This is a genomic window from Mycobacterium sp. NGS16 (assembly GCF_059813225.1).
Genome location: NZ_JCALEE010000006.1, coordinates 185,664 through 196,015, shown reverse-complemented (window position 1 = coordinate 196,015; position 10,352 = coordinate 185,664). Strand labels below are relative to the sequence as shown.

The window sequence follows — 10,352 nt, the reverse complement described above, 5'->3', positions numbered from 1 at the left end:
GATAGGGCCGGCGGGCGCCCTCGGGGGACGTGGAACGAGTTAGGAGTTGCGCGGTTTCTGGGCGGCGACCGCTTCGCCCAGCCAGCGCCGCAGGAACCGGCGTAGTTCGTCGGGGGAACGCTCGGGCCCGTTGGGCGCCACGACGAACGACAACATGATCCGCAGGACGAACTCGACGAGTTCGCGCAGGCTGGGTTCGTCATAGCCGTGGGATACCCAGTCGACGTCGAACCGCTCGATCATCCGCATCCCGAACGCCCGGGCCTCCTCGGAGGTCAGCTCCCGGCTGTGCGGCGATGACGACGACAGCACTGCCCCCAGGTGGGGCGAGCGCGCCACCGCATCGAGGGTGTAGAGGGTGCCTTCGGTGAGGGCGTCGGCCGGCTCATGGATCCCCTGCACGTGCTCGGTCAGCCGGTCGAGGAAGCCGTCGACCGAGGCGATCGCCACGGCGCGCATCAGGGCGTCGGCGGTGGGGAAGTAGCGGTACACCGTCTGCCGGATGACCCCGAGGGCGTTGGCGACATCGGCCAGGGACACCGCCGAGCCGGTCTCGGCGACCAGATCCACGGCCGCGGCGATGATCCGCTGGCTGGCTTCTTCGTCGTTGCGGGGCGGGTTACCGCCCCAGCCGCGCCGGCGTGCCATCAGTGATTCCCTTGACAACCGTCTCGCACCGAACAATCATACGCGAGGACGTTCGTTTGTATGTTGATTGCCGAGGTAGCCCATGACCGACCTGATCGTGCGCAAGTTGCGGTTCGCATTCGCCGATCATCCCGTGCCGTTCCTGTGGAACGAAGCCAACCCGGCGTTCTCGTCGATGGCCAATGCGGTGTCGCTTCTGGCGATCGGCTTCGAGAAGATGATCGTCTCGACGATGGCCGATGTCACGCCGACGATCACCGACCCGGCGATCGCCGAGGAGGCCGATGCCTTCGTCCGCCAGGAAGGCCAGCACTCGATGGCCCACCGCGGGCACGCCAAGGCGCTCATCAAGGCCTATCCCGGGCTCAAGGAAACCCTCAACGAGTGCAACGCGATGTTCGACAGACTGGTCGCTGAGACGCCGCTGCGCTACCGGCTGGCCTACACCGCCGACCTGGAGGCGACCTTCACCCCGGTCTTCAAGCTGATGCTCGACCACGACGACACCCTGTTCGCCCCGGGCGATGACCGGGTGGCGTCACTGTTCCTGTGGCACTTCGTCGAAGAGGTCGAGCACCGCAGTTCCGCGCTGATCATCTATGACGCCGTCGTCGGCGACCCGTGGTACCGGATGCGGATGGCGCCGTCGATCTTCAAACACGTCATGAGCGTCATCAAGGTGGCCTGCGAAGGATTCAACAAGCACATCCCGTTGGCCGAGCGCAAGGTCGACGCACTGTCGCTGTTCAGCACCTACCGCGGCAAGCAGGCCTGGCGGCGGCGGATTCCGTTCGGCTGGCCGGCCAATCAAGGCCCGGTGCTCGATGCCTTCAAACATCTGCCCAAGGGGGAGATACTCACCGCCGTGAACGGTATCGTGCGGAGTCAGCTGCCCAATCACAAACCGGCACACGAGAAGATCCCCGTTTTGGCCGAGGAGTGGTTCGCCCGCTACGACCAGGGCTACGACGTGACCAAGTGGTACACCGCTGACGAGAAGAGCGCCTGATGTCCGACCTGTGTGCACCGACCTTCGAGCGCCTCGCCGACGCGCTGGGGTTCTCCTGCTCCGAGGCCGGTGGCCTGGTGGAGTTCCGCAATCCAGCGCACCTGGAGAACTGGACGCTGCCGGTCCTGGAGCTCACCGTGATCATCGGAGCGGTGCTGGCCCTGGGCTACGCGATCAACCGGTTCCGCCGCCACGGCGATGCCACCAACCTGGCGCTGTGGTTCGGCGCGATCGCCTATCTGCTCATCATCGAGCCGCCGCTGTACTTCCCGGCGGCGTTCGGGATCGACGGGCACGTCGATACGATGTTCGCGCACAACGTGTTCAGCGTCGACTTCCTGTGGGGCCGGCTGCCGCTGTACATCGTGGCGATCTATCCGATGATGGCGACCGTCGCCTTCGAGATCGTTCGCATCCTGGGGGTGTTCCGCCGCTACGGCGTCGTCGTCGGCGCGGTGTGCGTCGGTTTTGTCCACCACGCCTTCTATGAGATCTTCGATCACCTCGGACCGCAGCTGCGCTGGTGGGAGTGGTCGGTGGACAACCCGCTGAATCAACCGATGTTCGCCTCGGTGCCGATGGGCAGCGTGGTCGTGTTCGCGGCGCTGTGGCCGGCGTCGCTGGCGTTCTGCGTCCAGTTGCTCGTCGGCCGCCAGGTCGACCAGGGCCGGCGGTTCAGCGGCCCGCAGGTGCTCGTGCGAACCATCGTCATCGGTCTGCTGGCCTCGCTGGGGACCGGGATCCTGCCGCTGCCGGCAACACTTCTGGGTGCCGCCACCGACGGCCGGCTGCTGGGGATCGCTTATGCCGCAGAGCTTCTGGTCATCGCGGTGATCGCCGTGCCGGTGCTCATCATGCAGTGGCGGCGGCTGCGGTTGAACCTGATCGTCGGCGGCCGTCACGACAATCCGCTGATCGTCCGCTATGCGGCGGTGTACCTGTCGGTGATGACGGTGCTGTGGCTGACCGCGCTACCGGCCTACCTCGGCGCGGTGGACGGGGTGACCGCCGACGGCGACCCGATCGGAAGTCTGTGGTACACCATCGGCTGTTTCACGGTGGCCTACATCAGCGTCGCGGCGGCGGCTACGGTCCCGCCGATCCTGGCAGAGTCCTCCGAGCCGGCTTTGGTCTGAGTTGGACTCAGACCGACCATAATTCGAGGTGCAGGCGCAGCGCATCGTCGAGTTGTGTCAACTCCTTTGAGCGGAGTCGCCCCAGGCGATGCCGCATTCGGCCGACCGACACCGACCTGATTTGTTCGGCCTGCGCCTTGGAGTCGACGGACAGGCCGGTGCGCTCGGCCGTCAGCAGCACCTGGAACGGATAGATCCTGGTGACGTTGCTCGTCACAGGTACGACGGTGACGACGCCGCGTCCCAGATTCGCAGCGGAAGCGTTGGCGCGATCGTTGCTGACGACGACGGCGGGACGTTGCTTATTCGCTTCGCTACCTTGAGCCGGATCGAGGTCGACCAGCCAGATCTCACCGCGCCGCATCGCCGATCCCGTCGGCGACTGCACGGTCCCAGGCCTCTTCCTCGCCGCCTTCCGACCACTCCGCCCACGCGCGGCGGTAGTCGTCGTCCAAGGTGGGGTAGCGCAGCATGCGGATCGCGCGCTGCAGGCCGGCGGATCGCGAGGGCAGGCCGGTGTTGGCCACGTAGGCATCCAGCGCCGCGACGTCGGCGTCGGACAAGCTCACACTCAGTTTCATACCGAAATACTACCCGAGTAGCACCGATCTGGAAGGGATGGTCAGCGGCGCATCCAGCGCCGTGGCGCCGTCCGGTGTGGGCCGATTGCAACACCGCGACTACCTTCATCGCATGGATGGGAGGCTTGCACCATCGCGTCGCGCTCGACGGCCCCACCGCGCAACGCCGCGCATGGTCGTGCGTCTCGGAATCGCCATCGTCACGGCGTGTTTGACACTGCCGGGGTGCACCCGGACCACCCCCGGCTCGCTGGTATCGACAACGGCCGAATCGGGCCATACCGCCCCGGGGTGGTCTTCGCGCGGCTCCGAGCCGCGCAGGCTGCCGTTCAGCGGCCTCGGGAGGCCGAATGGCGTGGCGGTGGACTCCGCCGGCAACGTCTACGTCACGGACGCCGCCGAACGCAAGGTGGTGAAGCTGGAGGCCGGCTCGGCCAAACAGACGGAGCTGCCGTTCACCGGGCTGGGGAATCTGACCGGGCTGGCCGTGGATGCCGCCGGGAATGTTTACGTCACCTCCTTCAGCTCCGGGCCCGATCCCGTCGGGACGGTGGTGAAGCTGGCGGCCGGATCCGCCGAACAGACCGAGTTGCCGTTCACCGACCTCATCGACCCGCGTGGGGTGGCAGTCGACGGTGTGGGCAGCGTCTATGTCGCCGACCGACGCAAGCACGCGGTGGTGAAGCTGGAAGCCGGGGCCACACACCAGACCGTGCTGCCCTTCACTGGACTCGAATTCGCCTCAGGTGTCGCCGTAGACGTGGCGGGCAACGTCTACGCCACCGACACCGGGACCTACGACAACCGGGTGGTGAAACTGGCCGCCGGATCCGGCGAGCAGACCGTGCTTCCGTTCACCGGCCTCAGCCAGCCCTACGGCATTGCGGTGAACACCGCCGGCGACGTCTACATCACTGACGCCAACAACCGCCAAGTGCTACGGCTGCTGGTCGGGTCTGACCGTCCGACCATGCTGCCGTTCGGCGCGCTCGCCGACCCAGAGGGCGTAGCAACCGACTTATCCGGAAACGTTTATGTCGTGGATTCCGAACGCCAACAGGTGCTCAAGCTCCCTACGGGGTAGCGACATCATGCCGTTCCTCAGCGTCCTTGCCAGCGCGGCGGGCGTTTCTCCCGCCAGGCCTGCAGTCCTTCCGCGACGTCTTCGGTGGCACCGGCCACTTTGCGCATGGTCTCGCCGAATCGCACCGATTCGATCCAGCCCATATCCGTGCTGCGCCACGCCACCTCTTTGGTGGCCCGTTGGGCCAGGGGAGCGGCCTTGGTCAGGGTGTGAGCCCAGTCCCGGGCGGCCTCCTGCAGCCCCGGCGGCTCGACCAGCTTCCACACCAGCCCGATCTCGAAGGCGCGCTGTGCGGTGATCGGTTCGCCGGTGAGCAGCAGCTCCATCGCGTTGGCCCAGCCGACCCGCTGCGGCAGCCGGATCGCGCCGACGATGGTGGGCACCCCGATCGACACCTCCGGGAAGCGAAACACCGCCTCGGTGCTGGCGATCACGAAGTCGCAGAACAACAATCCGGTCAGCCCGTAGCCGATGCATGGGCCGTGCACGGCGGCGATGGTCGGTTTGAACAGCTCCAGGCCGGATTCGAACGAGTTGATGGTGGGCTTCTCCCAGAACGTGCCGGCGAACGTACCGACGGCCCCTTGCGAATCGGTCAGGTCGGCTCCGGCGCGGAACACCTCCCCGTTGGCGGTGAGGATGCCCACCCAGGCGGCCTCGTCGGCGCGGAATCGCTCCCAGGCAGCGTTGAGGTCGTTGCGCAACGGGCCGTTGATGGCGTTGCGGGCTTCGGGACGGTTCAGCGTGATGGTGGCGACGTGGTCGTCCAGCTCATAGGTGACCAGGCTCATGGCACCACTCCTCCTCATCGCTGGCGGTCTGCATCGTCGTGGCGCGACCCATGACCGCACCGTACCGTCACAGTGGTGCGGTGGATCGTCGACGCGATGAATGTGATCGGTTCCCGGCCGGACGGCTGGTGGAAGGATCGCCACGCGGCCATGGTCGGGTTGACGTTGCAGCTCGAACGTTGGGCGGCCGCCGACGACCGGAACGTCACGGTGGTGTTCGAGAGGCCACCGTCTCCGCCGATCAGCTCGACCGTCGTGCAGATCACCGCGGCGCCGAGGGCCGGCGCCGACTCCGCCGACGATGAGATCGTCCGGTTGGTGCGAAGCGACCGGAAGCCACACCAGATCACGGTCGTGACATCGGATATCACGCTGGCTGAGCGGGTCACCGATGCCGGCGCGGCCACCTGCCCGGCGGCGCGCTTCCGCAGCATGGTTGAGGGCCGGTGACGGGCCCGCAGCTGTATCGGCCCCGACCACCGCTGGCCGAACACATCGCCTACTTCGGGTACTGGGACGGCCGGAGCGCTGATGCCCACCGGAGTCGAGCACTACCACGAGGTGCGGCCACCATCGTCATCGATGTCGGTGGCTGTCCGCAGCTGGATTTCTACGATGCCGATGGCCGCACCCGGATGGATGTTCCGCCGGTGTTCATCGCCGGCGCCGGCACCGATTCCTATGTCACCGGCGTCGCGGCCGCGCAGACGGTCATGACCGTCCATTTTCGGCCGGCGGGCGCGCTGCCGTTCCTGGAAGTCCCCTTGGGCGAGTTGACGAATTCCTGTGTCGGGCTTGAAGATCTGTGGGGCCGCGAAGCGACATCACTTCGCGAGCGCTTGATCGACGCGCCGTGCGCGGCATCTCGCATCGCACTGGTGGAAGCGTTCTTGTTGGCTCGCATGAGCTGTGACGCCTTTCCCCGGCACCCCGATGTGACAACGGTATTGGCTGCTGTCGAGCGCAACCCGTCCATGCGGGTCTCGGACGCTGCGGTGTTCACCGGACTCTCGCCGAAGCGGCTCAGCGCCCTATTCCGGGCGCAGGTGGGCCTGCCACCTAAGTCCTACGTGCGGGTCCGACGCCTGCAGGCCGCACTGAGACGGCTCGACAGCGGCGGCACGCGCGGTGCGGCGATCGCGACCGATCTGGGGTACTTCGACCAGGCCCATTTCGTGCGTGATTTCCGGGCCTTCGCCGCGACGACGCCGACCCAATACCTGCAACGCCGCTCACCGATGCCCGGCCATGTCGACTTGACCGAGGTGGGCGGCCGAAATTTACAAGCCAACCGGCCTCGGCATCCACAATGATCGGGGCATGTACCGCACCCGAGGCGCAGTGGCGAACACGGGGATTCTGGTCGCCGCGATCCGCGCCCAGGAATCCGCCCGCGCCGACGCGCTGTTCAGCGACCCGTTCGCAGCCAAATTGGCGGGGGAGGCGGGCCGTGCGATGCTCGCCGGGGCCGTCGCGGCGGCCGGTGATCAGTCGACCTGGCAGATCGTGGTCCGCACCCGGTTCTGGGACGAGGCCCTGCTGCGCAGCGGGATAAGACAGGTTGTCATCCTGGCCGCGGGCATGGATGCCCGGGCATATCGGCTGTCCTGGCCGGAGCGCACCACCGTCTTCGAGGTGGATCAACCGGCGGTGATGGCGGCCAAAGCGGATCTGCTGGCCGAAGACCAGCCACGGTGCCGCCGCGTGCCGATCGGTATCGACCTGGCCGACGATTGGCCCAACGCTCTGCAGGCGGCGGGGTTCGATGCCACCGCACCGAGCGTCTGGCTCATCGAGGGCCTGTTGCAGTACCTCGACGACGACGCGGTACACCTCTTGTTCGATCGCGTCGATGCGTTGTCGGCACCGGGCTCGGCACTGTTGTACGACGTTGTCGGCAAGACGCTGTTGGAAGCGCCGTCCATGGCGCCGCTGCTGCAGTCCATGGCCCGGCAGGGCTCACCGTGGCTTTTCGGCTCGGATACACCCGGCGAGCTGGCCGAGCGCCTGGGCTGGTCGGCTGTCGTGACCGACGTGTCCGAACCGGCTATTCGCTGGGATCGGTGGCAGGCGCCGGCGGCCGAAAGCGACGGATCCGACGCGCCGCGCGGCTACTTCGTCGAAGCGGCGCTGGCGCCAGCGCGGCGGCCGGCGAATACACAGTCGGCGATCGACAGCCCGCTGACGTAGGACCGTGACGCGATCCCGATGGCGGTGCGGCCGGCGCTGTAGAGCCCGGGGATCGGGGCGCCGTCGGCGTCGAGCACCGCACCGGTGTCCTCGGCGACCCGCACCCCGCCCAGCGTCAGCATCGGGGTGGGCAGCAACACATTCGGCCGCACCGAGATGTCCAGCAGGGTGAACGGGGCCTTGTCGATCCGACGCCGGAATTCGGCCGGCTTTCCGACCGGGTCCTCGGTACCGGCGTCGATGGCGTCGTTGTGCGCGGCGACGGTGGCTTCTAGCCCCTCGGGGTCGATGCCGGCGGCTCGGGCCACCTCCGCCAAGGTTTTACCGCGCGCCGCGCCGGTCAGCATCAGCGCGGCGGACTGGGCGCGCTGGAACCACAGCGTCTGGGTGAGAAGTTGCCGCCGGGCCTCCGACATGAGTGCGGCGTCGGCCAGGATCCAGCCTTTACTGCCATGGTTTTTCACCAACGCCTGGCCGAGGGCCGCGCCATAGCGGGTCTCGTCGATCACCCGGCTGCCCTTCTCGTCGACGACGATCGAGGAGATGAACGCGCTCGGCGGGGTGATGAACCGCCACGCCGAGACGTTGTCCATCCGGTCGGTCACCGCGCCGGCGCTCTGCGCCAACGCGATACCGCTGCCGTCGTCGCCGCTGGTGCCCAGCGGCAGGCCGCCGTTGAACTCCGGTGCAAAGCGCTTGCGCCATTCGGTGTTGGCGATGAAGCCGCCGGCGCAGATGATCACCCCGCGGCGTGCGGTGATCTCGATGGGCCGGGCGTACCGGCGCTCCAGCTTCCTCAACAGGCGGTCCATCGCCGCGCGCAGTGGCGGGTAGTAGACGCCCGGCTTCGAGGAGATCGCGGCCAGCAGGGCGTAGCGCCGCTGGACGCGCCGCGGCGCCTGGCCCATCGTCAGCGCGCGCACCCCGATCACCCGCCCCGACGAGTCCTGCAGCAGTTCGGTGACGCATGTGTGCGGGCGAAAGTCCACGCCGAGTCTGCACGCCGATGCGGCCAGCGGTGCGTAGATCTTCTTGCCGGAAGTGCCTTTCCCGTAGGCCCGGTGGCCGCGCTGCACCGGCGGAGTCTGGGCCCGGAACGCCCCGGCGTTCTCGCTGCCGGAGTGATACAGGTAGTAGCGGTTGTTCGGAAACGATGTCTTGTAGGGACACAGGCCCGGGTTGAACGGCACCCCGTGGTGTTGCAGCCAGTCGATCATCTCCGGGCTGGTGTCGACGAAGCGCTGCAGCGTTTCCGGGCTGACCGCGTCCCCGACTTCCAGGCGCAGGTAGTCCAGCATCTGCTCGGCGGTGTCGGTGACGCCGGCAGCTTTCTGAACCGCGGTCCCGCCTCCGGCGTAGATGATGCCCCCCGAGATCGCGGTGGCGCCGCCGCCGTTGGCGCGGTCGACGGCGATGACGTCGGCGCCGTGTTCGCGGGCGGTGATCGCCGCGGAGGTGCCGGCTGCACCGAACCCGACCACGACGACGTCGGTTGTCATACTGGTGGTCACGCGCTATCCCCTCGACGCACTGAGCTGATCGGCCCCCAATGTAACAGTCGATAGTCCTCTCACGAACGAGATGACCAGCGTTGATGATCCGCAAAGCCGCCGGAAACGAAACACGTTCTAGTTGACTCGGGGCGGTCCAGGCTGCCGCCTTGCACGGATTGCGCCCGGTTACCGGCCAAGATGAACGGCATGGCTGCCCGGTTACTTCGGTTCATCGTCACCCTGGTCTGCGTTCTCGCCACCGCAGCAACGCCGGCCGTCGCGGCACCGGGACCGGACCCGGCTGCGCTGGCCGCCGATCTGGTCGCCGCCGACCAGGCGCTGCGCAACCCGTCGGCACCGGAACCGGTGCTGGCGGCCGCGGCCCGTCGCCAACAGATCGCTTACCGCACCCTCGGCGCGCACCCGGAGTGGGACGCGATCGCCCGCCCGCAGATCCCGCCCGCACTGCTGGCCGTCTACGACCGCAATATCGACGCCCGCCGCCAACTCATGGCGCTCACCGAGCCCAAAGCCACCATGCCGCCGTGGCGGGTGGTGCCGCCGGTGCCGGCGAACGAACTGCTGGACTGCTACCGGGCGGCCGAGGCGGCCACCGGGGTGCCGTGGAACTATCTGGCGGCAATCAACTTCGTCGAGACCGGCTTCGGGCGCATCAACGGTGTCAGCGACGACGCCGCGCAGGGACCGATGCAGTTCCTGCCGTCGACCTTCGCCGCCTACGGTAACGGCGGAGACATCCACTCACCCCGCGATGCCATCATGGCGGCGGGACGGCTATTGGCGGCCAACGGTTTTGCCACCAACCGCGATAAGGCCATCTGGGGCTACAACCATTCCGACCACTACGTACGCGCCGTCAACGACTACGCCGCGGTCATCGGGGGAGACCCGGCCGGATTCGCAAGCTACTACCGGTGGGACACCTACTACCGCACCACCGCCGGAGATCTGCTGCTGCCGATCGGCTATGTGTCCTCGACCCGGATTCCGGTCGAGGAGTATCTCGCCGCGCACCCCCAGTGAGCGCGGCTCAGCGCTGCTGGGCCCGCCACTTGTCCAGCACCCGCCGGTCCCGTTTGGTCGGCCGCCCGGCACCCCGGTCCCGCGCGGCAACCGGAGCCGCGGAAACCGGTGGGGGCGGGGGCGTCCGGTCCAGGTAACACGTCACCGCGTCGGCCGCACCGACTCGCTTCTGAATCACGCGCAGCACCTCGACAGTCCGGGTGCGTTCACCCACCCGAGCGCACACGACGTCACCGGGCGAGACCGGGGTGGCCGGCTTGGCCGGCCGGTCGTTGACGCGCACATGCCCGCCGCGACAGGCCGCGGCGGCGTCCGGCCGGGTTTTGGTGATCCGGACCGCCCACAACCACCGATCCACCCGGGCCGATTCCATGCG

General features: G+C 67.7%; 13 protein-coding genes. 7 read left to right on the top strand and 6 right to left on the bottom strand.

Going from position 1 to position 10,352, the window contains the following annotated elements:
• Nucleotides 1–39: 39 nt before the first annotated feature.
• A complete protein-coding gene (locus AC5Y4Q_RS15655) occupies nucleotides 40–648 on the bottom strand; it encodes a TetR/AcrR family transcriptional regulator (protein WP_064920609.1) in 609 nt (202 codons plus the stop codon).
• Between the two features lie 82 nt (nucleotides 649–730).
• Between AC5Y4Q_RS15655 and AC5Y4Q_RS15650 the strand changes: the two genes are divergently transcribed.
• Nucleotides 731–1,657: a metal-dependent hydrolase gene (locus AC5Y4Q_RS15650; protein WP_064920610.1), complete on the top strand. Its 927-nt coding sequence runs from the start codon at nucleotides 731–733 to the stop codon at nucleotides 1,655–1,657.
• Nucleotides 1,657–2,793 (top strand): hypothetical protein, encoded by a 1,137-nt coding sequence (locus AC5Y4Q_RS15645; RefSeq protein ID WP_064920611.1) that lies wholly within the window; start codon nucleotides 1,657–1,659, stop codon nucleotides 2,791–2,793. Before AC5Y4Q_RS15650 ends, AC5Y4Q_RS15645 begins: the two co-directional genes overlap by 1 nt.
• A 7-nt stretch (nucleotides 2,794–2,800) precedes the next feature.
• Here AC5Y4Q_RS15645 and AC5Y4Q_RS15640 read toward each other — a convergent pair whose 3' ends face one another.
• Together AC5Y4Q_RS15640 and AC5Y4Q_RS15635 are read right to left on the bottom strand one after the other, a co-directional pair.
• Complete coding sequence (locus tag AC5Y4Q_RS15640) at nucleotides 2,801–3,157, bottom strand: type II toxin-antitoxin system PemK/MazF family toxin (protein WP_064920612.1); 357 nt, start codon at nucleotides 3,155–3,157, stop codon at nucleotides 2,801–2,803.
• Nucleotides 3,144–3,374, bottom strand: coding sequence for a ribbon-helix-helix domain-containing protein (locus AC5Y4Q_RS15635; protein WP_064920613.1), 231 nt, complete (start codon nucleotides 3,372–3,374; stop codon nucleotides 3,144–3,146). Before AC5Y4Q_RS15635 ends, AC5Y4Q_RS15640 begins: the two co-directional genes overlap by 14 nt.
• A gap of 37 nt (nucleotides 3,375–3,411) precedes the next feature.
• Here AC5Y4Q_RS15635 and AC5Y4Q_RS15630 point away from each other — a divergent pair, with 37 nt between their 5' ends.
• Complete coding sequence (locus AC5Y4Q_RS15630) at nucleotides 3,412–4,458, top strand: NHL repeat-containing protein (protein WP_109535588.1); 1,047 nt, start codon at nucleotides 3,412–3,414, stop codon at nucleotides 4,456–4,458.
• Nucleotides 4,459–4,475: 17 nt separating this feature from the next.
• On the opposite strand, the gene AC5Y4Q_RS15625 is transcribed toward AC5Y4Q_RS15630, so the two are convergent.
• Nucleotides 4,476–5,249: an enoyl-CoA hydratase/isomerase family protein gene (locus AC5Y4Q_RS15625; RefSeq protein ID WP_064920615.1), complete on the bottom strand. Its 774-nt coding sequence runs from the start codon at nucleotides 5,247–5,249 to the stop codon at nucleotides 4,476–4,478.
• 75 nt (nucleotides 5,250–5,324) lie between these two features.
• On the opposite strand from AC5Y4Q_RS15625, the gene AC5Y4Q_RS15620 reads away from it, so the two are divergent.
• From AC5Y4Q_RS15620 to AC5Y4Q_RS15610, 3 genes are read left to right on the top strand one after another with little or no spacing between them, the layout of a single operon-like run.
• Nucleotides 5,325–5,699, top strand: a complete 375-nt coding sequence (locus AC5Y4Q_RS15620) for an NYN domain-containing protein (RefSeq protein WP_064920710.1) — start codon at nucleotides 5,325–5,327, stop codon at nucleotides 5,697–5,699.
• Nucleotides 5,696–6,562 carry a helix-turn-helix domain-containing protein gene (locus AC5Y4Q_RS15615; RefSeq protein ID WP_064920616.1) on the top strand — a complete coding sequence of 289 codons (867 nt, stop codon included), beginning with the start codon at nucleotides 5,696–5,698 and terminating at the stop codon, nucleotides 6,560–6,562. Before AC5Y4Q_RS15620 ends, AC5Y4Q_RS15615 begins: the two co-directional genes overlap by 4 nt.
• A gap of 7 nt (nucleotides 6,563–6,569) precedes the next feature.
• Nucleotides 6,570–7,439 carry an SAM-dependent methyltransferase gene (locus tag AC5Y4Q_RS15610; RefSeq protein WP_064920617.1) on the top strand — a complete coding sequence of 290 codons (870 nt, stop codon included), beginning with the start codon at nucleotides 6,570–6,572 and terminating at the stop codon, nucleotides 7,437–7,439.
• Here AC5Y4Q_RS15610 and AC5Y4Q_RS15605 read toward each other — a convergent pair.
• Nucleotides 7,361–8,938 (bottom strand): FAD-binding protein, encoded by a 1,578-nt coding sequence (locus AC5Y4Q_RS15605; protein ID WP_064920711.1) that lies wholly within the window; start codon nucleotides 8,936–8,938, stop codon nucleotides 7,361–7,363. The two genes, AC5Y4Q_RS15610 and AC5Y4Q_RS15605, sit on opposite strands and share 79 nt — an antisense overlap.
• A 201-nt stretch (nucleotides 8,939–9,139) precedes the next feature.
• Between AC5Y4Q_RS15605 and AC5Y4Q_RS15600 the strand changes: the two genes are divergently transcribed.
• Nucleotides 9,140–9,976 carry a lytic transglycosylase domain-containing protein gene (locus AC5Y4Q_RS15600; RefSeq protein WP_064920712.1) on the top strand — a complete coding sequence of 279 codons (837 nt, stop codon included), beginning with the start codon at nucleotides 9,140–9,142 and terminating at the stop codon, nucleotides 9,974–9,976.
• A 7-nt stretch (nucleotides 9,977–9,983) separates the two neighbouring features.
• On the opposite strand, the gene AC5Y4Q_RS15595 is transcribed toward AC5Y4Q_RS15600, so the two are convergent.
• Complete coding sequence (locus AC5Y4Q_RS15595) at nucleotides 9,984–10,349, bottom strand: RNA-binding S4 domain-containing protein (protein ID WP_064920618.1); 366 nt, start codon at nucleotides 10,347–10,349, stop codon at nucleotides 9,984–9,986.
• Nucleotides 10,350–10,352 lie beyond the last annotated feature (3 nt).